The organism is Streptomyces sp. NPDC006512, assembly GCF_040611935.1.
In the GTDB taxonomy this organism is placed as follows: domain Bacteria; phylum Actinomycetota; class Actinomycetes; order Streptomycetales; family Streptomycetaceae; genus Streptomyces.
Window position 1 is genome coordinate 18,313 of record NZ_JBEXPG010000071.1, and the last position, 20,835, is coordinate 39,147.

14 protein-coding genes are annotated in these 20,835 nt (G+C 71.9%); 8 read left to right on the forward strand and 6 right to left on the reverse strand.

Going from position 1 to position 20,835, the window contains the following annotated elements; genetic code table 11:
* Positions 1-7: 7 nt before the first annotated feature.
* From ABZZ17_RS34235 to ABZZ17_RS34250, 4 genes are all read right to left on the reverse strand, one after another.
* Positions 8-475, reverse strand: a complete 468-nt coding sequence (locus tag ABZZ17_RS34235; RefSeq protein ID WP_356882165.1) for a hypothetical protein — start codon at positions 473-475, stop codon at positions 8-10.
* Positions 476-690: 215 nt separating this feature from the next.
* A complete protein-coding gene (glgP, locus tag ABZZ17_RS34240) occupies positions 691-3,327 on the reverse strand; it encodes an alpha-glucan family phosphorylase (protein WP_356882167.1) in 2,637 nt (878 codons plus the stop codon).
* 119 nt (positions 3,328-3,446) lie between these two features.
* Entirely contained in the window at positions 3,447-4,310 is an 864-nt protein-coding gene (locus ABZZ17_RS34245; protein ID WP_356882169.1) for a hypothetical protein, read from the reverse strand.
* A 113-nt stretch (positions 4,311-4,423) separates the two neighbouring features.
* Complete coding sequence (locus ABZZ17_RS34250; protein ID WP_356882171.1) at positions 4,424-5,065, reverse strand: GNAT family N-acetyltransferase; 642 nt, start codon at positions 5,063-5,065, stop codon at positions 4,424-4,426.
* 413 nt (positions 5,066-5,478) lie between these two features.
* On the opposite strand from ABZZ17_RS34250, the gene ABZZ17_RS34255 reads away from it, so the two are divergent.
* The 5 genes from ABZZ17_RS34255 to ABZZ17_RS34275 all read left to right on the forward strand — a co-directional run bounded on the left by ABZZ17_RS34255 (position 5,479) and on the right by ABZZ17_RS34275 (position 14,147).
* Positions 5,479-7,473, forward strand: coding sequence for an alpha-1,4-glucan--maltose-1-phosphate maltosyltransferase (locus ABZZ17_RS34255; protein WP_356882173.1), 1,995 nt, complete (start codon positions 5,479-5,481; stop codon positions 7,471-7,473).
* Positions 7,470-9,188, forward strand: coding sequence for a maltose alpha-D-glucosyltransferase (gene treS, locus ABZZ17_RS34260; RefSeq protein ID WP_356882175.1), 1,719 nt, complete (start codon positions 7,470-7,472; stop codon positions 9,186-9,188). The genes ABZZ17_RS34255 and treS overlap by 4 nt, the downstream gene beginning before the upstream one ends.
* Before the next feature lie 155 nt (positions 9,189-9,343).
* A complete protein-coding gene (locus ABZZ17_RS34265) occupies positions 9,344-10,792 on the forward strand; it encodes a phosphotransferase (protein ID WP_356882177.1) in 1,449 nt (482 codons plus the stop codon).
* On the forward strand, positions 10,789-13,068 hold the full coding sequence (gene glgB, locus ABZZ17_RS34270) for a 1,4-alpha-glucan branching enzyme (RefSeq protein ID WP_356882179.1): 2,280 nt from the start codon (positions 10,789-10,791) through the stop codon (positions 13,066-13,068). The genes ABZZ17_RS34265 and glgB overlap by 4 nt, the downstream gene beginning before the upstream one ends.
* A gap of 455 nt (positions 13,069-13,523) precedes the next feature.
* Positions 13,524-14,147 (forward strand): helix-turn-helix domain-containing protein, encoded by a 624-nt coding sequence (locus ABZZ17_RS34275; RefSeq protein WP_356882181.1) that lies wholly within the window; start codon positions 13,524-13,526, stop codon positions 14,145-14,147.
* A gap of 128 nt (positions 14,148-14,275) precedes the next feature.
* Here the strand turns inward: ABZZ17_RS34275 and ABZZ17_RS34280 are convergent, their stop codons facing one another.
* Positions 14,276-15,301 carry an ATP-dependent 6-phosphofructokinase gene (locus ABZZ17_RS34280; RefSeq protein ID WP_356882183.1) on the reverse strand — a complete coding sequence of 342 codons (1,026 nt, stop codon included), beginning with the start codon at positions 15,299-15,301 and terminating at the stop codon, positions 14,276-14,278.
* Between the two features lie 307 nt (positions 15,302-15,608).
* On the opposite strand from ABZZ17_RS34280, the gene pta reads away from it, so the two are divergent.
* From pta to pyk, 3 genes are all read left to right on the forward strand, one after another.
* Positions 15,609-17,699: a phosphate acetyltransferase gene (gene pta / locus ABZZ17_RS34285; RefSeq protein ID WP_356882185.1), complete on the forward strand. Its 2,091-nt coding sequence runs from the start codon at positions 15,609-15,611 to the stop codon at positions 17,697-17,699.
* 57 nt (positions 17,700-17,756) lie between these two features.
* Positions 17,757-18,971, forward strand: coding sequence for an acetate kinase (locus ABZZ17_RS34290; RefSeq protein WP_356882187.1), 1,215 nt, complete (start codon positions 17,757-17,759; stop codon positions 18,969-18,971).
* A gap of 62 nt (positions 18,972-19,033) precedes the next feature.
* Positions 19,034-20,464, forward strand: coding sequence for a pyruvate kinase (pyk, locus tag ABZZ17_RS34295; RefSeq protein ID WP_356882189.1), 1,431 nt, complete (start codon positions 19,034-19,036; stop codon positions 20,462-20,464).
* 123 nt (positions 20,465-20,587) lie between these two features.
* Here pyk and ABZZ17_RS34300 read toward each other — a convergent pair whose 3' ends face one another.
* Positions 20,588-20,833 carry a hypothetical protein gene (locus ABZZ17_RS34300; protein ID WP_356882191.1) on the reverse strand — a complete coding sequence of 82 codons (246 nt, stop codon included), beginning with the start codon at positions 20,831-20,833 and terminating at the stop codon, positions 20,588-20,590.
* Positions 20,834-20,835: the final 2 nt, after the last annotated feature.

Genomic DNA, 20,835 nt, shown 5'->3' on the forward strand with positions numbered 1-20,835 from the left:
CTGCGGGTCAGCCGATGGAGCGGAGGACCGAGCGGATGATCTCGTCCTCGTCGTAGTCGTGGTCGTCGCTGTTGTTGTTGTCGTTGTCGTTGTCGTGGCGGCCGTGGTGGTGATCGTCCACCGGCTTGAAGAAGACGGAACGGACGTTCAGGTTCCGTGCCGAGTCACCGGGCTCCAGGATCTCCTGGGGCTGGCCGTTGCAGCTGCGGCCCTCGAAGAGCAGGGCCAGGGAGTCGGTGTCGTTCTCCACCTTGTAGGCCGGGTTGTTGCGCGTGCCCGGCAGCTGGTAGCAGGTGTCGTTGTCGGCGGGCTCGATGGTCCTGCTGCGCGAGTCGCCGTTGTCGTTGGTGTAGCGGTAGTGCAGCTCTCCGAGGGTGTCGTTGTCGTCGTGGTCGTTGGCCAGCGACGGGCCCGCCGTGGGAAGCACGAGGGCGAACGAGGCGAGGAGTACGGCTGCGGTGGTGCGAAGTCGCATGGGGGATCCGTTTCTCGGGTTCCTCGGATGCCACCGGTGGGCATCCGCGAGGCAGCGTAGGAGCGGACCCCTTTGCAGAAACGTTTCGCCATGCGTCGCGCGTTCGAAGGTTCACCCTCCCGGAGCGTGCCCGGGGCCATCCGCCCGCCCGTACGGCCCACCGCCCCGCCCCGCCCCGCCGTGCGGGACGGGGCGGGACGGGGCGGTTTCCGGGCTCAGCGCAGGACCACGCCGCCCGGCGCCTCGGTGCTCACCGGGGACGCGACCAGCCCCAGTTCCGCCGGGGTGGCCAGCAACGGGTGCGCCGGCAGGACCCGCACGGTGTAGCCGAAGGGCCCCGTACGGTCGAGGGCGAGCGGGCCCTCGTACACCCAGCGCCCCTCCAGGTCCGGACCGGCGGCGGGTTTCAGCGGGAAGCTCCGCCCGTCCCGGATCACGTCCTGCGCGTCCACCCGGCCGGCGACGGCCTGCACCTCCACGTCCTCGGGGGCGAGCGACTCCAGCGCCACCCGGACCCGCAGCGTGAGGGTCGCCCCCAGCTCCGCCGTGCCCCCGACGGGCGCCGCGGCGACCGCCTCCACGTGCTCGACGGCGACCCGCGGCCAGGCCGCCCGGACCCGGCCCTTCCACCAGGCGAGGTCCCGCGCCGCGTCGGCGGTGAGGGCCCGGTGGGACAGGGCGGCGGGCAGGTAGAGCCGTTCCACGTACTCGCGGACCATCCGCCCCGCGAGCACCTTCGGCCCCAGGGACACCAGGGTCCGGCGGACCATCTCGATCCACCGCACGGGCAGCCCCGTACGCCCGGTCCGGTCGTAGAACCGGGGGGCGACCCGGCCCTCGATCAGCTCGTAGAGGGCGCCGGCCTCCAGGTCGTCGCGCCGGTCCTCGTCCGTGCCGAGGCCGTCGGCCGTGGGGATGGCCCAGCCGAAGTCCGGCTCGAACCACTCGTCCCACCAGCCGTCCAGGACGGAGAGGTTGAGGCAGCCGTTGAGCGCGGCCTTCATGCCGCTGGTGCCGCAGGCCTCCAGCGGGCGCAGGGGGTTGTTCAGCCAGACGTCGCACCCCGGGTAGAGCTTCTGTGCCATGGCCATGCCGTAGTCCGGCAGGAAGACGATGCGGTGGCGCACCCGCGGGTCGTCCGCGAAGCGCACCAGCTCCTGGACGAGCCGCTTCCCGCCGTCGTCGGCCGGGTGCGCCTTGCCCGCGACGACGATCTGCACCGGCCGGTCCGGGTCCAGCAGCAGCCGGCGCAGCCGCTCGGGGTCGCGCAGCATCAGCGTGAGCCGCTTGTACGAGGGCACGCGCCGGGCGAAGCCGATGGTCAGCACGTCCGGGTCGAGCACGGAGTCGACCCAGCCCAGTTCCGCGTCCGCGGCGCCGCGCTGCTTCCAGGAGGCGCGCAGCCGGTCCCGTACCTCCTGGACCAGCTGCTCGCGCAGGGCCCGGCGGACGTCCCACACGTCCTGGTCGGCGATCTGCGCGACGGCGTCCCAGCGGGCGGAGCCGCCGACGGCGAGGGCGTCCTCGGTGCGCCCGGCGCCGATCTGGCGGGCGCCGAGCCGCATGACCTCGGGGGCCACCCAGGTCGGGGCGTGCACCCCGTTGGTCACGGACACGATGGGCACGTCGGTGGGGTCGAAGCCCGGCCAGAGCCCGGCGAACATGCCGCGGCTGACGGCGCCGTGGAGGGTGGAGACGCCGTTGGCCCGCTGGGCGAGGCGCAGTCCCATGACGGCCATGTTGAACACCCCGGGATCGCCCCCGGGGTACGACTCCGCGCCCAGTTCCAGGATCCGGTCGACGGGTACTCCGGCCAGTTCGGCGCCCTCGCCGAAGTGGCGGGCCACCAGGGACCGGTCGAAGCGGTCGATGCCGGCCGGGACGGGGGTGTGCGTGGTGAACACGGTCCCGGCGCGGACGGCTTCGACGGCGGCGTCGAAACCGAGGCCGCGCTCCCCTTCCAGTTCCCTTATGCGTTCGAGGCCGAGGAACCCGGCGTGACCCTCGTTGGTGTGGAAGACCTCGGGTCCGGGGTGTCCGGTGATCCGGCAGTACGTGCGCACCGCGCGCACGCCGCCGATGCCGAGCAGCATCTCCTGGAGGAGGCGGTGGTCGCTGCCGCCGCCGTAGAGGCGGTCGGTCACCTCGCGGGCGACGGCGTCGTTGTCCTCGACGTCGGAGTCGAGCAGGAGCAGCGGGACCCGGCCGACGCGGGCCTGCCAGACGTGGGCGTGCAGGGAGCGGCCGCCGGGGAGGGTGAGCGAGACCCGGGCGGGGGCGCCGTCCTCCTCGCGGAGCAGGGAGACGGGCAGTTCGTTGGGGTCGAGGACCGGATAGTGCTCCTGCTGCCAGCCGTCGCGGGAGAGGGACTGCCGGAAGTAGCCGTGGCGGTAGAGCAGTCCGACGCCGATGAGCGGGACGCCGAGGTCGCTGGCGGCCTTGAGGTGGTCGCCGGCGAGGATCCCGAGCCCGCCGGAGTACTGGGGGAGGGCGGCGGTGATCCCGAACTCGGGGGAGAAGTAGGCGATCCCGGCGGGCAGGTCCGCCGCGTTCTCCTGGCTCTGGTACCACCTCCCGCCGTGGAGGTAGTCATCGAGGTCGGCGACGGCGACGGCGAGGCGGCGCAGGAACCGCCGGTCGGCGGCGAGTTCCGCGAGCCGGGCGGCGGGCACGGTGCCGAGGAGGCGGACGGGGTCGCCGCCCGCCTCCTGCCAGCCCTCGGGGTCGACGGATTGGAAGAGTTCGCGGGTTTCCGTATGCCATGACCAGCGCAGGTTGCGGGCCAGTTCGGCGAGCGGCATCAGGGGTTCGGGGAGGACGGGGCGCACGGTGAATCGACGGATAGCCTTCACGTGTTCCACCTTCGCAGGGGATTGCGGATCGGAGCGGCCGCACCACGCTGTGCACCCGCGCATCGCCCCCGGAAGGCTAGCGGCGAAGCCCTCCCCCGGCCATGGCGCCCCGCACGGCGTCAGTGCGCGGGGCCGGTCGCCAGCAGGGCGTCCAGGCAGGGGTGGAGGGCCGGGGGCAGGGTGGTGCGGTCCAGGGCGCGCAGGGCCGCGCGGGCCGGGGGCGACAGGAAGCGGGCCAGCTGGAGCAGGGCGCCGAGTTCGGTCTCCAGGGCGGTCAGGTCCGGTTCGCGGGCGGCGGCGCGGGCCAGGGCGGCGCACAGCAGGGTGCCCGTCTCGGGGTCCCAGGAGTCGGGCCAGTCCGCGGTCCCGGCGGCGGCCAGTTCCCGGACCCGGGGGTCGGGTGCCCGCAGCAGGCGTACGTATTCCCGCGCGCGGGGGTCGGCTTCGAGGCGGTCCCACTCCCCCAGGGCCCGGGCCCCGGGCCCCGAGAGCAGCACCCGGGCCGAGGCGCCGGGGTCCAGCCGGTCGGCGGCGCGGCCGTAGAGCTCGATGCGCTCCAGCACCACCCAGGCGCCGAGCGGGGTGCGCAGGCTCAGGCCGGTGCGCGGTACCCCGCGCAGGCAGCGCACCACGGCCCGGGTCGCGGCGCCGACGGGCTCGACGGGCCCGGACACCTGGAGCCGGCCCGCCCGGGCGAGCACCCGGGCCAGCACGGGCGGCGGTTCCGTGAGCTGGGCGAGCCGGGTCAGGTCGGCGTCGTCGAGGCCGGTCTCCACGGACGGCAGGGCCTCCAGCTGCGCAGCCAGCGCGGCCGGGTCCCGCTCCTCGCGGACGGCCGTCACGAGCGCCGCGGCCAGCACCCGTTCGGCTTCCGGCCCCCACAGGGTGGCCGCGACCTCCCGCGCGGCGTCCTCGCGCAGCCGGGGGTCGGCCGCGTGGAGGCGCCGTACGAGGGGATATTCCTGCTGCTCCATCGGGCCCATGCCTGGCATTGTCCCGCCTGCGCACACCCGTGCGGAAAGGTTGCGCACGCGCGGCGCGGGTCCTGGGGGTGTCGTCCCGGTCCTGCCCGCCCGGCGGGGTCCGGCGGGCGGGGTCAGGCGTCGGTGGCCAGGCGGGCGTGGAGGTGCTCGTCGTGCCAGCCGTCGGCGTGCAGGAGGGCGCCGCGCATGGTGCCCTCCAGGGGGAAGCCGGCCTTGACGGCGACGGCGCAGGAGGCCGGGTTGGCCACGGAGTGGCAGATCCGCAGCCGGTGCAGGCCGACCTCGTCGAAGGCCCAGCGGCTCACCGCCGTGACGGCCTGCGGCATCACGCCCCGGCCGCGGCCGCCGGGCAGCAGCCAGTAGAGGAACTCCGCGTTCGCACCGCGCAGATCGATGTCGCCGAGGCCGATCAGCCCGACCGCCTCGCCCGGCTCGTGGCCCGGCTCGTGGCCCGGCCCGTGTCCCGGCTCGTGTCCCGGCCCGTGTCCCGGTCCGTCGACGGGCCCGTCGCCCGGTCCGTCGGGCCCGTCCGGGTGGGCCACCGCCCAGATCGCGCCTTCCTCCTCGGCCCAGCGCCGCTCCCACCCCGCGATCCGGGTGGCCGCCCCCTCGGGGGTCATCGGCTCCGGCCGGTTCCAGTGCCGGATGCCCGGGTCCCCGTACGAGCCGGCCAGCACCTGCGCGTCCGTCCGCCGCCAGGGCCGCAGCACCAGGCCGCAGGGCAGGGCGAACACCGGCTGCGGTGCCCGTGTCATCCGGCCCGCCGGCACGGGACCCGGTATCACTCCAGGGGCTGCCGGGACGGACGGGACGGAAGCGGTGTCGCTGTACATCGTTGGTTCCTCACTGACTTGACGGAGCATCGGCAGATGCCGATCCGGCCCTTTGTGCGCCACGTGCCACTACGTACGAGTAGTTAACCGGCAACGCGGATTGGGCGGGGTGCGAGTGGGGCAGGGCTCAGCGGGTACGCGCGGTACACGCACGGCGCACCCGCCCACCACCTTTCCCCGCCACCCGAGTGAACGCGGACAGGAGCGGCCATGCCCGCAGCCCAGCCGTCTTCCGAGCGGCTAGAAACAGAGCGAACAGAGCGTGCACTACCAGCCGTGATACCGGCTGGCCTGTTGTCACCGAGCCCTGCGAACTGCCCCCAGGTGATCCCATCATGATCGGTCGCATTCCCGTGCTGGACGTCCGCCCTGCCGTCGACTGCGGCGCCAGACCCGCCAAGGCGGTCGCGGACGAAGTCTTCGAGATCTCCGCCACCGTGTTCCGTGAGGGTCACGACGCCGTGGCCGCCCACGTCGTGCTGCGGGATCCCAGCGGGCGGCTGCGCCCGCCCGTCCCCCTCCGCGAGCTCGCCCCCGGCACCGACCGGTGGGGGGCCCGGATCTCCGCCGATACCGAGGGGAGGTGGACGTACACCGTCGAGGCGTGGAGCGATCCGGTCGCCACCTGGCGGGCCCACGCCGCGATCAAGATCCCGGCGGGCCTCGACACCGGCCTCATGCTGCTGGAGGGCGCCGAGCTCTACGAGCGGGCCGGCGCCAAGATTCCCAAGCGGGACGGCCGCGAGGCGGTGCTGTCCGCCGCCCGGGTCATGCGCGACGAGGACCGGCCCGCCGCCGAGCGGTACGCCGCCGCCCTCGCGCCCGCGGTGGACGCGGCGCTCGCGAAGCGCCCGTACCGGGAGCTGGTCAGCGCCGCCAAACCGCTGCCGCTGATCGTCGAACGCAAGCGCGCCCTCTTCGGTTCCTGGTACGAGATGTTCCCCCGCTCCGAGGGAGCGGTGCTGGAGCCGGGGTCGGCCCCCGTCAGCGGCACCTTCCGGACCGCCGCCGACCGGCTGCCGGCGATCGCCGCCATGGGCTTCGACGTGGTGTACCTGCCACCCATCCACCCCATCGGCTCCACCTACCGCAAGGGCCCCAACAACACGCTGTCGGCGGGTAGTTGGGACCCGGGTGTGCCGTGGGCCATCGGCTCCACCGAGGGCGGCCACGACGCCGTCCACCCCGAGCTCGGTACCATCGAGGACTTCGACGCCTTCGTGGCCCGGGCCCGCGAGCTGGACATCGAGGTCGCGCTGGACTTCGCGCTCCAGTGCTCCCCCGACCACCCGTGGGTGGAGAAGCACCCGGAGTGGTTCCGGCACCGGGCCGACGGCACGATCGCGTACGCCGAGAACCCGCCGAAGAAGTACCAGGACATCTACCCGATCCACTTCGACGCCGACATGGCCGGCATCGTCGAGGAGACCTGCCGGATCCTGCGGCACTGGATGGACCACGGCGTCCGCATCTTCCGGGTCGACAACCCGCACACCAAGCCGGTCGTCTTCTGGCAGAAGGTGATCGCGGACATCAACAAGTCCGACCCGGACGTGATCTTCCTGGCCGAGGCCTTCACCCGGCCGGCCATGATGCGGGCGCTGGCCGCCGTCGGGTTCCAGCAGTCGTACACGTACTTCACCTGGCGCAACACGAAGGCCGAGCTGACCGAGTACGTGACGGAGCTGGCCGGCGACCGCTCGGCGTCGGTGATGCGGCCGAACTTCTTCGTGAACACGCCCGACATCCTGCACGAGTACCTCCAGCACGGCGGCCGCCCCGCCTTCGAGGTCCGCGCCGTCCTCGCCGCCACCCTCTCCCCCACGTGGGGGGTCTACGCCGGCTACGAGCTCTGCGAGAACAGCCCGGCCAAGGAGGGCAGCGAGGAGTACCTGGACTCCGAGAAGTACGAGTTCCGGCCGCGCGACTGGGAGGCCGCCGACCGCGAGGGCCGCACCATCGCCCCGCTCATCACCACCCTGAACCGGGTGCGCCGGCGCAACCCCGCCCTCCAGCAGCTGCGGGACATCCACTTCCACCCGACCGACAACGAACAGGTGATCGCCTATTCGAAGCACGCCGGAGCCAATTCCGTACTGGTGGTCGTCAACCTCGATCCGCACCACACCCAGGAGGCGACGGTCTCGTTGGACATGCCGGTACTCGGCCTCGACTGGCACGGGTCCCTCGCGGTGCGCGACGAGCTCACCGGCGAGACCTATCACTGGGGCAGGGCGAACTACGTGCGCCTAGAGCCGGGCCGTACGCCCGCGCACGTACTGGCCGCTCTGCGACCGTCCCCGCCCACCGGAGGGTCACCCACCACATGATGATCAACGATCCCGTCCACGACACCTTCGAGGACACCCCCGCCAAGGACCGCGATCCCGACTGGTTCAAGCGGGCGGTCTTCTACGAGGTCCTCGTCCGCTCCTTCCACGACAGCAACGGCGACGGCGTGGGTGACCTCAAGGGGCTCACCGCCAAGCTGGACTACCTCCAGTGGCTGGGCGTCGACTGCCTCTGGCTGCCGCCGTTCTTCGCCTCGCCCCTGCGCGACGGGGGCTACGACGTCTCCGACTACACGTCCGTGCTCCCCGAGTTCGGCGACCTCGCCGACTTCGTGGAGTTCGTGGACGCGGCGCACACCCGCGGCATGCGGGTGATCATCGACTTCGTCATGAACCACACGAGCGATCAGCACGAGTGGTTCCAGCAGTCGCGCAAGGACCCGGACGGGCCGTACGGCGACTACTACATGTGGGCCGACAACGACAAGCAGTACCAGGACGCCCGCATCATCTTCGTCGACACCGAGACCTCGAACTGGACGTACGACCCCGTACGCAAGCAGTACTACTGGCACCGCTTCTTCTCGCACCAGCCGGACCTCAACTACGAGAACCCGGCCGTCGTCGAGGAGATCGTGTCCGCCCTGCGGTTCTGGCTGGACCTCGGCATCGACGGCTTCCGCCTCGACGCCGTGCCCTACCTGTACGCCGAGGAGGGCACCAACTGCGAGAACCTCCCCCGCACGCACACCCTCCTCAAGCGGGTCCGGGCGGAGATCGACGCGCACTACCCGGACACCGTCCTGCTCGCCGAGGCCAACCAGTGGCCCGAGGACGTCGTCGACTACTTCGGGGACTACGCGAAGGGCGGGGACGAGTGCCACATGGCGTTCCACTTCCCCGTCATGCCGCGCATCTTCATGGCCGTGCGAAGAGAATCGCGCTACCCCGTCTCCGAAATCCTGGCCAAGACCCCGGCGATCCCGGAGCGCTGCCAGTGGGGCATCTTCCTGCGCAACCACGACGAACTCACCCTCGAAATGGTCACGGACGAAGAGCGCGACTACATGTACGCCGAGTACGCCAAGGACCCGCGGATGCGGGCCAACATCGGCATCCGGCGCCGCCTCGCCCCGCTCCTGGACAACGACCGCAACCAGATCGAGCTGTTCACCGCCCTGCTGCTGTCCCTGCCCGGCTCGCCGATCCTCTACTACGGCGACGAGATCGGCATGGGGGACAACATCTGGCTGGGTGACCGCGACGGCGTCCGCACCCCGATGCAGTGGACCCCGGACCGCAACGCCGGTTTCTCCTCGTGCGATCCGGGCAGGCTGAACCTGCCGGTCATCATGGACCCGGTCTACGGGTACCAGGTCACCAATGTCGAGGCCGCGATGGCATCGCCCTCGTCACTGCTGCACTGGACCCGGCGGCTGATCGAGATCCGCAAGGCGAACCCCGCCTTCGGCCTCGGCTCGTACACCGAACTGCCTTCGTCCAACCCGGCGGTCCTCGCGTTCCTGCGCGAGTTCGGGGACGACCTGGTGCTGTGCGTGCACAACTTCTCGCGCTTCGCGCAGCCCACCGAGCTGGACCTGAGGTCGTTCAACGGGCGGGTCCCGGTGGAACTCACGGGTGACGTGCGGTTCCCGCCGATCGGTGAGTGGCCGTACCTGCTGACCCTGGCGGGACACGGCTTCTACTGGTTCCGGCTCCGCAGCGAACAACGGGGCGAACAACGCCCCGCCTGACGGGCCGAGTACGGGGCGGGCAACACGAACGGGTCAACGGCCCGCCCCTGTACGGATCATCCTGACCCGACACTCGCACATACCGGAGAAGCAACTGCCGCACATCCGGGACACTCTGCGCATTCTGTGACGGCCCGGGGAAAGGACGCGACGCCATGTCGGAGGCTGCATCCGCCCGGAGCCGGCTGACGGCCGACCGGGCCGCCGGGATCGGCCCGCTGGAACCGATGCTGAGGGCCTGGCTGCCCTCCCAGCGCTGGTTCGCGGGCAAGGGCCGCACCATCAGCAGGATCAGGGCCGTCTCCGCGGCCGAACTCCTGCCGCCGGGATCCACCCCCGGCCTGCTGCACCTGCTCCTCGACGTCGACGGGGACTGCTACCAGCTCCTGCTCGGCATCCGCCCGGCCCCGCTCCCACCCGCCCTCGCGCCTGCCCTGATCGGGCTCGCCGAGGACGGCCCGTACCGGGGCAAGGCGGTGTACGAGGCACTGGGCGACCCCCGGCTCGCCGCGATCCTGCTGGAGCGGCTGCGCTCCCCCGGCACCCTCGGCCCGCTCCGCTTCGACCGGGACCCGCAGGCCCCGGTCCCGGCCGGGCTGCTGCCCCGGCCGCTGTCCGGGGAGCAGACCAACTCCTCTCTCATCTACGGAGATTCGTTCATCCTCAAGGTGTTCCGCCGGGTCGGGCCCGGGGTCAACCCGGACCTGGAACTGCCCAGAGCGCTGGCCGCGGCCGGCTGCGCGCGGGTGCCCGCGCCCGTCGCCTGGTACGAGGCCGAGCTGCCCGGCGCCGAGCCCCTGACCCTGGGCGTGCTCCAGCCCTACCTGCGCGGCTCCGACGACGGCTGGCAACTGGCCCTGCGCCGCCTCGGCGCCGGGTCCGACTTCACCGCGGAGGCGCACGCCCTGGGCCGGGCCACCGCCGAGGTGCACAGCGCCCTCGCCTCCGCCCTGCCGACCCTCGCGCTGGGTCCCGAGCAGACCGCCCGGCTCGCCGCCGGGATGACCGCGCGGCTTGCCGCCACCGCCCGCGAGGTGCCCGCGCTCCAGCCGTACGAGGCGGGGCTGCGCGGCGCCTTCGACGCCCTGGCCGCCTCCCGGGGCGCGGGGGTCCCCGCCCAGCGCATCCACGGCGACCTGCACCTGGGCCAGACCCTGCGCACCGCCGACGGCACCTGGGCACTGATCGACTTCGAGGGGGAACCGGCCCGCTCGCTGGCCGACCGGCGCCGTCCCGAACCGGCGGTGCGCGACATCGCCGGGATACTGCGTTCCTTCGACTACGCCGCCCGCTCGCACCGGCCGTTCGCCCCCGCCTGGGCGGACGCCTGCCGGGCCGCCTTCTGCGAGGGCTACGCCCGGACCACCGGCCGGGACCCGCGCGAGGACCCCGTCCTGCTGCGCGCGTACGAGACCGACAAGGCGGTGTACGAGGCCCGCTACGAGTCCCGGCACCGCCCCGACTGGCTGCACGTCCCCATGGCGGCGATCCGCCGCCTGTCGGAACCCCAGCGGCCCGCGCACCGCGTGCCCCCGACCCCGCCCGCCCCCGGTTCCGTCTCCCCCCACCCCCATCCGAAGCCCCCGAGGAGGCCGCTCGCGTGAGCGCCGCACGACAGCCGTCACCCACCGTCCGCGACGAAGCCGCACCCGAAGCCGGAAGGAAGCCGCGGACCCCGCGGGCCCGGCGGGCCGCCCCGCCGCACGGGGTCCGGCCCGCGCCCGCGCTCGACGCGCAGGAACGCGCCCGGCTGCTGGAGGGCCGCCACCACGACCCGCACGGGGTGCTGGGCGCGCGCGCCCAGCGCGGCGGGGTGGCCTTCCGGGTGCTGCGCCCGTACGCGAAGGCCGTCACGATCCTCGCGAAGGGGCTGCGGACCGAGCTCTTCGACGACGGGGACGGACTGTTCTCCGGGCTGCTGCCGCTGACCGGGGTGCCGGACTACCGGCTGCTGGTGACGTACGACAGCGACGAGGTGGAGGTCCACGACCCGTACCGGTTCCTGCCGACCCTGGGCGAACTGGACCTGCACCTGATCGGCGAGGGCCGGCACGAGGAGCTGTGGACGGCCCTCGGCTCGGAGCCGATGGAGCACCAGGGCGTGACGGGCACCCGGTTCACGGTGTGGGCGCCGAACGCCCAGGGGGTGCGGGTCACCGGGGACTTCTCGTACTGGGACCCGACCGCCTTCCCGATGCGCTCGCTCGGCTCGACCGGGGTGTGGGAGCTGTTCCTGCCGGGCGTGGGCGAGGGGACGCTGTACAAGTACGACATCACGCGCCCGGACGGCAGCCACACCCTGCGGGCCGACCCGATGGCCCGGTACGCGGAGGTGCCCCCGGCGAACGCCTCGGTGGTGACCGCCTCCCGGTACGAGTGGCAGGACGCGGACTGGATGGCGGCGCGCGGCGCGCGGCCCCCGCACCAGGCGCCGTTCTCGGTGTACGAGCTGCACCTGGCGTCCTGGCGGCCGGGGCTCAGCTACCGCCAGCTGGCCGAGCAGCTGCCCGCGTACGTCAAGGAGCTGGGCTTCACGCACGTGGAGCTGATGCCGGTCGCCGAGCATCCCTTCGGGGGTTCCTGGGGGTACCAGGTCACCGGTTTCTACGCGCCGACCTCGCGGATGGGCACCCCGGACGACTTCCGCTTCCTGGTGGACTCGCTGCACCGGGCGGGGATCGGGGTGATCGTCGACTGGGTGCCCGCGCACTTCCCGCGCGACGACTGGGCGCTCGCCGAGTTCGACGGACGGCCGCTGTACGAGCACCAGGACCCGCGCCGGGCCGCGCACCCGGACTGGGGGACGCTGGAGTTCGACTACGGGCGCAAGGAGGTCCGCAACTTCCTCGTCGCCAACGCCGTGTACTGGTGCCAGGAGTTCCACGTGGACGGGCTGCGCGTGGACGCGGTGGCCTCGATGCTGTACCTGGACTACTCGCGCGGTGAGGGCGAGTGGGCGCCGAACGAGCACGGCGGCCGGGAGAACCTGGACGCGGTGGCGCTGCTCCAGGAGATGAACGCGACCGTGTACCGGCGCTGCCCGGGCGTGGTGACGATCGCGGAGGAGTCCACGGCCTGGGACGGGGTGACGCGGCCGACGGACTCGGGCGGGCTGGGCTTCGGCCTGAAGTGGAACATGGGCTGGATGCACGACACCCTGCGGTACGTGTCGAAGGAGCCGGTGCACCGCAAGTACCACCACAACGACATGACCTTCGGGATGGTGTACGCGTTCAGCGAGAACTACGTGCTGCCGATCTCGCACGACGAGGTGGTGCACGGCAAGCGGTCGCTGGTGTCGAAGATGCCGGGCGACTGGTGGCAGCAGCGGGCCACGCACCGGGCGTACCTGGGCTTCATGTGGGCCCATCCGGGCAAGCAACTGCTCTTCATGGGGCAGGAGTTCGCACAGGGTTCGGAGTGGTCGGAGAGGTACGGGCCGGACTGGTGGGTGCTGGACTCCTCGTATTCGGCGGCCGGTGACCACCGGGGCGTACGGGACCTGGTGCGCGACCTGAACCGTACGTACGGGGCGGCTCCGGCGCTGTGGGAGCGGGACACGGTGCCGGAGGGCTTCGCGTGGGTGGCGGGGGACGCCGCCGAGGACAACGTGCTGGCGTTCCTGCGGTTCGCGCAGGACGGTTCGCAGCTGCTGTGCGTCTCCAACTTCTCGCCGGTGGTCCGGCACGCCTACCGGATCGGGGTGCCGGAGGAGGTGCCCGCGTGGCGGGAGGTCCTCAACACCGACATGGAGGTGTACGGCGGGAGCGGCGTCCACCACTCCAAGCCGCTGCGGCCGGAGCCGGTGCCGGCCCAGGGCCGGGCGGCGAGCCTGCGGATGACGCTCCCGCCGATGGCGACGGTCTGGCTCAGGCCGTAGCGAGCCGGTCCTCCAGACGGTGCCGGGGTTGCGGTCCGCGTCGATGCGGGAGCGGGGCCGGCCCGTGCTGGTGGGGTTCACCGCCGGCTGGTGCGGACCGGCGGTTTCGGGGGCCCTCGCCACCCCCGTCTGCGAGGGCCCCCACATGGATCACGTACGGGGTGGGCGGCGGGTTCAGGGTGTGTGACGGGGATCACCTGGTGGGAATGACCGGGCACCTGAAATGGAGTGGCCGGATCCGTACGCTGTGGATGGATCTTCAACCGATCCGATTACCGGACAGTCGCAGGGAAACCCGGTCAAAGCCCTTAACTCCATAGGACTTTCCTACGAGTTATGAGCTTGTTTGAACGGTTGGTAGTCGCCAAGCCTTGGCCACTTCTACCGTGTGCCCTGTGCACTCCAGCCCACCATTCAATGCCCCCGCCGCGCGTCGTCTGCGCGCGGCCCTGGGCATGGCTCCCGGTCATGTCGCCTATGGCCTCAAGGCCCAGTACGGACTGCTCGTCGCGCCCGAGACCGTGATGGCCTGGGAGCGGGGCGAACAGTCGCCCAGCTCGACCGAGCTCACGGCCCTCGCCGGCGTGCTCTGGTGTTCTCCCGGGGAGCTGCTCGCCGAGCCGGTCACCCTGCGGGAACACCGCGTGGCCCGCGGTCTGGACCCCGAGGACCTGGCCCGCCGGATCGGGCTCGACGCGAACGCCTACCAGAAGATGGAGGACACCGGACGCTGGAAGGGCAACGAGCGGCAGTCGGCCGCCCTGGCCTCGGTGCTCGGACTGACGCTGGCGCAGTACGTGACGGCGACCGGCCGGCACGAGGAGCTCGCCGGCCTGCTCCGCAGCGCGGTGACCACCCGCTGGCAGGCGTACGTGAAACCGCTCGCCAAGCTGCTGCCGGTGCCCAAGGCCCACCTGGAACGGGCCCTGGAGATCCTGCACGGCGACTACCAGTCCCGGATGGTGGCGACCCTCAGCTGGGGCGGCGGCGCGGGGACGGCCGGGCGCGGGGACTCCGGCCGGGAGTTCCTCGCGGAGATCACCGACCGGTTCTGGGCCCTGATCGGCGGTGCGGGTTAGGGCGCGCCCGGTCCGGGCCCCCGGGGACGCGCGACGGCCCCGGGCGCTCCGCGGGGGAAGCGCACCGGGGCCGTTCGGCGCGCGAAAAGGGGCCGGAAGTCCCGGCCGGGAGGGCCTGCCACCCCCGGTCAGAAGACCGACTCGGCCTCGTACATCCGCTCCTCGGGGACGGTCTTCAGCTCGGTGACGGCCGAGGCGAGCGGGGCCATCACGATGTCGGTGCCGCGCAGCGCGGTCATGTTGCCGAACTCGCCGCGGTGGACGGCCTCGACGGCGTGCCAGCCGAACCGGGTCGCGAGGACGCGGTCGTAGGCGGTCGGGGTGCCGCCGCGCTGGACGTGGCCGAGGATGACCGGACGGGCCTCCTTGCCGAGGCGGTGCTCCAGCTCGACCGCGAGGCGGTTGCCGATGCCGGCGAAGCGCTCGTGACCGTACTGGTCGATCGCGCCCTTCTCGTACGGCATGGAGCCCTCGGCGGGGTGGGCGCCCTCCGCCACGCAGACGACCGCGAACTTCTTGCCCCGGGCGAAGCGTTCCTCCACCATCTTCACCAGGGCGTCCACCTCGAAGGGGCGCTCCGGCAGACAGATGCCGTGGGCGCCGCCGGCCATGCCCGACTCCAGGGCGATCCAGCCGGCGTGGCGGCCCATGACCTCGACGACCATCACGCGCTGGTGCGATTCGGCGGTGGTCTTGAGCCGGTCGATGGCCTCGGTGGCGACCATGACGGCGGTGTCGAACCCGAAGGTGCGGTCCGTGGAGGAGATGTCGTTGTCGATGGTCTTCGGCACGCCGACGACGGGCATCCCGGCGTCCGACAGCATCCGGGCGGCGGTCAGGGTGCCCTCGCCGCCGATCGGGATGAGCGCGTCGATCTCGTACCGCCGGGCCAATTCGGCCGCGTTCTCGGCGGCTTCGTGGAGGCGGGCCCGCTCCATGCGGGCGGAGCCGAGGATCGTGCCGCCGCGGGCGAGGATGCCGCTGACGGCGTTGATGTCGAGGGGGCGGTAGTGGCCGTCGAGCAGGCCCTTGAAGCCGTCCTCGAAGCCGATGACCTCGTCCCCGTGACCGACCACGGCACGGTGTACGACCGACCGGATGACAGCGTTCAGGCCCGGGCAGTCGCCGCCTGCGGTGAGAACTCCGATACGCATCGTGCTGTGTCTCCTGCTCCTGGTCGTACCTGGCCGTACGCGTGCGGGCGGACAGCCGTACATATGAAGGGCGTATTGATGACGCCTGTCCGATTGTTCCACGGGCCCGGGGGGCCCCGCTCTTCGCGGGACTCCGCCCACAGGGCCTTTCGGCCCCCCTTCCGGGCCCTTGTTCCGGGGGGCGCCCTATCCATCGGCGGAGGTATTGTCAAGAGGTCAAGCCCACCCTAACCGGGATGAACGACTCGAAGATCCGCCCGCCACACGGTGGGGCGCCACGACCACAGACCAAGGACGGAGAGCACGCGTGACGCGCAGCGTGTACGTGACCGGTATCGAGCGGGGGGATGGCCGACAGGTCGTCGAGTTGGGGATCATGGAGCTCCTGACCCGCCAGACAGGCCGGGTCGGCGTCTACCGCCCCCTGCTCCACGACAGCCCGGACCGGCTCTTCGACCTGCTCAAGGCCCGCTACCGGATCGAGCAGGACGCGGCCACGGCCTACGGCATGGAGTACCAGGAAGCCTCCGCCATCCTGGCCGAGAAGGGTACCGACGAACTGGTCTCCCGGCTCGTCGACCGGTTCCACCGGGTGGCCCGCGACTACGAGGTCATGCTGGTCCTCGGCACCGACTACGCCGACACCAACCTCCCCGACGAGCTGGCGCTGAACGCCCGCCTCGCCAACGAGCTCGGCGCGGTCGTCGTCCCCGTCGTGGGCGGCACCAAGCACCCCGCCGAGGCCGTGCGCGCCGAGACCCGCAACGCCTACCGCGCGTACGAGAGCCTGGGCTGCCACGTCGTCGCGATGGTCGTCAACCGGGTGGCCGCCGAGGACCGGGACCTCATAGCCGAGCGGCTGGCCGCCCGGCTCCCCGTCCCCTGCTACGTGCTGCCGGACGACAAGTCCCTTTCCGCCCCGACCGTCGCCCAGATCACCCGGGCGCTCGGCGGCGAGGTGCTCCTCGGCGACGACGCCGGGCTGGCGCGCGACGCCGTCGACTTCGTGTTCGGCGGCGCCATGCTGCCGAACTTCCTGAACGCCCTGACCCCCGGCTGCCTGGTGGTCACCCCCGGGGACCGCTCCGACCTGGTCATCGGAGCGCTCGCCGCGCACACCTCCGGCACCCCGCCCATCGCCGGCGTGCTGCTGACCCTGAACGAGCGCCCCGGCAAGGACATCCTGACGCTGGCCTCGAAGCTGGCGCCCGGCACGCCCGTCGTCTCGGTGGCCGGCAACAGCTTCCCGACCGCCGCCGAACTCTTCTCGTTGCAGAGCCGCCTGAACTCCGCGACCCCGCGCAAGCTGGAGACCGCGCTGGGCCTCTTCGAGCGGCACGTGGACACCACCGAGCTGCGCGGCCTGCTGTCGGTGGCCCGCTCGGAGCGGGTCACGCCGATGATGTTCGAGCACGAGCTGCTGGAGCGGGCCCGCTCCGAGCGGCGCCGCGTGGTCCTGCCCGAGGGCACCGAGGAGCGCGTGCTGCGCGCCGCGGACGTGGTGCTGCGCCGCGGGGTCTGCGACCTGACCCTGCTGGGCCAGGAACCGGCGATCCTGAAGAAGGCGGCCGACCTGGGCATCGACATCTCGGGCGCGCAGCTGATCGACCCGGCGACCTCCCCCCTGCGGGAACGGTTCGCCGAGTACTACGCGAAGGCCCGCGCCCACAAGGGCATGACCGTCGAGCTGGCCAACGACGTGGTCACCGACGTGAATTACTTCGGCACCCTGATGGTCCAGGAAGGACTCGCCGACGGCATGGTCTCCGGCTCGGTGCACTCCACCGCCGCGACCATCCGCCCCGCCTTCGAGATCATCAAGACCAAGCCCGAGGCGTCGATCGTCTCCTCGGTCTTCTTCATGTGCCTGGCCGACAAGGTCCTCGTCTACGGAGACTGCGCGGTCAACCCGGACCCCGACGCCGAGCAGCTCGCGGACATCGCCGTGCAGTCCGCCGCCACGGCCGCGGCCTTCGGCGTCGAGCCGCGGATCGCGATGCTCTCGTACTCCACCGGCACCTCCGGCTCCGGGGCGGACGTGGACAAGGTCCGCAAGGCCACCGAGATCGTCCGCGCGCAGCGTCCCGACCTGCTGATCGAGGGGCCGATCCAGTACGACGCCGCCGTGGAGCCCTCGGTCGCCGCGACGAAGCTGCCCGGGTCCGACGTGGCCGGCCGGGCGACGGTGCTGATCTTCCCCGACCTCAACACGGGCAACAACACGTACAAGGCCGTGCAGCGTTCGGCGGGCGCCGTGGCGGTCGGCCCGGTGCTCCAGGGCCTGCGCAAGCCGGTCAACGACCTCTCGCGCGGCGCGCTGGTGCAGGACATCGTCACGACCGTCGCGATCACCGCGATCCAGTCCCAGACGCAGGGCACCGCCGCGCCCACCGCCTGATCCCGGCCCCTCCCGCCCGCATCCCCCCACCGACCGCGACAAGGAAAGACCCTCATCGTGACCGCATCGCGCGTACTCGTCCTCAACTCCGGCTCCTCGTCGGTGAAGTACCAGCTCCTCGACATGGCGGACCGGTCCCGGCTGGCCGCCGGCCTGGTGGAGCGCATCGGCGAGGAGACCTCCCGGCTCACCCACGAGCCGCTGACCGGCCCCGGCGCCGCGGGCGGGAAGCGCGAGAGGCTCGGCCCGATCGCCGACCACGGGGACGCGCTGAAGGCGGTGGCGGCGGAACTGGCCGCCGACGGGATGGGCCTGGACTCCCCCGAACTGGCCGCCGTCGGCCACCGGGTGGTGCACGGCGGCACCCGCTTCACCGCGCCGACGGTCATCGACGACGAGGTGCTGGCGGAGATCCGCAGCCTGATCCCGCTGGCCCCGCTGCACAACCCGGCGAACGTCACCGGCATCGAGGTGGCGCGCGCGCTGCGCCCGGACATCCCGCAGGTCGCGGTCTTCGACACGGCCTTCCACGCGACGATGCCGGAGCACGTGGCGCGGTACGCGATCGACGCGGCCACGGCCGACAAGTACGCCATCCGGCGGTACGGCTTCCACGGCACCTCCCACGCCTACGTCTCCCGGGCCGCGGCCGCGCTGCTCGGCAAGCCGGTGGAGGACGTGAACGTGATCGTGCTCCACCTGGGCAACGGCGCCTCCGCCTCGGCCGTGCGGGGCGGGGTGTGCGTGGAGACCTCCATGGGCCTGACCCCGCTGGAGGGCCTGGTCATGGGGACCCGTTCGGGCGACCTGGACCCGGCGGTGATCTTCCACCTGGCCCGCGTGGGCGGCCTGTCGATCGACGAGATCGACTCGCTGCTCAACAAGAAGAGCGGTCTGCTGGGTCTGTGCGGCGACAACGACATGCGCGAGGTGCAGCGGCGGGCGGACGGGGGCGACGCCGCGGCCCGGCTGGCCCTGGCCGCGTACGTGCACCGGCTGAAGAAGTACATCGGCGCCTACACGGCGGTGCTGGGCCGGGTGGACGCGGTGGTGTTCACCGCCGGCGTCGGCGAGAACGCGTCCGCGGTCCGGGAGGCCGCGGTGGCGGGACTGGAGGAGCTGGGGCTCGCGCTGGACCTGGAGGCCAACGCGGCGCGGTCCTCCGAGCCCCGGCTGGTGTCGGCGGAGTACGCCCGGGTGGCCGTGGCCGTGGTCCCGACGGATGAGGAACTGGAGATCGCCACCCAGGCGTACGCGCTGGTTACCCACTAGTCACTTGGACTTTCCACCAGACGGAATATTCCGCTACGAAACAAACGGATAGGATCCGCTCCATGCGCCGTTCCAAAATCGTCTGCACGCTGGGCCCCGCCGTCGACTCGTATGAGCAGCTGAAAGCGCTCATCGAGGCAGGCATGAACGTGGCCCGATTCAACTTCAGCCACGGATCCCAGGCAGAACACCAGGAGCGGTACGACCGCGTCCGGAAGGTCTCCGAGGACACCGGGCGTGCCGTCGGCGTCCTCGCCGACCTCCAGGGTCCGAAGATCCGTCTGGAGACCTTCGCCGAGGGTCCCGTCGAGCTGGTGCGCGGTGACGAGTTCACCATCACCACCGAGGACGTCCCGGGCGACAAGTCCATCTGCGGCACCACCTACAAGGGTCTCCCGGGTGACGTCACCAAGGGCGACCAGGTCCTGATCAACGACGGCAACGTCGAGCTCCGCGTGACCGAGGTCGAGGGCCCCCGGGTCAAGACCATCGTCATCGAGGGCGGTGTCATCTCGGACCACAAGGGCATCAACCTCCCGGGTGCCGCCGTGAACGTCCCCGCCCTGTCGGAGAAGGACGTCGACGACCTGCGGTTCGCCCTGCGGATGGGCTGCGACATGGTCGCCCTGTCCTTCGTCCGCGACGCCAACGACGTCAAGGACGTCCACAAGGTCATGGACGAGGAGGGCCGCCGGGTCCCCGTCATCGCCAAGGTCGAGAAGCCGCAGGCCGTCGAGAACATGGCCGCCGTGGTGGACGCCTTCGACGCGGTCATGGTGGCCCGTGGTGACCTGGCCGTCGAGTACCCGCTCGAAAAGGTCCCGATGGTCCAGAAGCGGCTCATCGAGATGTGCCGCCGCAACGCCAAGCCGGTGATCGTCGCGACCCAGATGATGGAGTCGATGATCACCAACTCGCGTCCGACGCGCGCGGAGGCCTCCGACGTCGCCAACGCGATCCTCGACGGCGCCGACGCGGTCATGCTGTCCGCCGAGTCCTCGGTCGGCGCCTACCCGATCGAGACCGTCAAGACGATGTCGAAGATCGTCACGGCGGCCGAGGAGGAGCTCCTGTCCAAGGGCCTCCAGCCCCTGGTCCCGGGCAAGAAGCCCCGTACCCAGGGCGGCTCCGTCGCCCGCGCGGCCTGCGAGATCGCGGACTTCCTCGACGGCAAGGCGCTCATCGCCTTCACCCAGTCCGGGGACACGGCCCGCCGGCTGTCGCGCTACCGCGCCACCCAGCCGATCCTGGCCTTCACCACGGACGTCAACACCCGCAACCAGCTCACGCTGAGCTGGGGCGTCGAGTCCTACGTCGTCCCGCACGTGGACAACACGGACGCGATGGTCGACCTGGTCGACGGCGAGGTGCACAAGCTGAGCCGCTACAACGAGGGCGACACCATGGTCATCACCGCCGGTTCGCCCCCCGGCGTCCCGGGCACCACCAACATGGTCCGGGTCCACCACCTGGGCGGGACCGCCGGCGCCTGACGCCACCGCGCGCGGCGTCAGCGTCATCACCGCGCGCACCGAACACTCTGCCGCACAGAGACCGAGGGCGGCACCCCGGACCATCGGGGTGCCGCCCTCGGTGTGTGCGCACCGGACTCCCGCTCAGGGCAGGTCCTCCAGCTCGTTGCCGTCCGAATCCCAGATCCGCAGGCGGTCGGGTTCGTCGCCCGTCGGACCCTCGAAGTACAGGATGATCTCCGTCTCCGTCTGCATGATCGTGTGGGCGTTCCGCGCCGCGTAGAGGTCCACCTCGATCCAGTCGCCCGGGGCGATCACGCAGTGACTGCCCCAGATCTCGAAGACGACCGTCTGGTGCCTGTCCTCGGGCGCGGCGAAGCGCAGTCGCACGC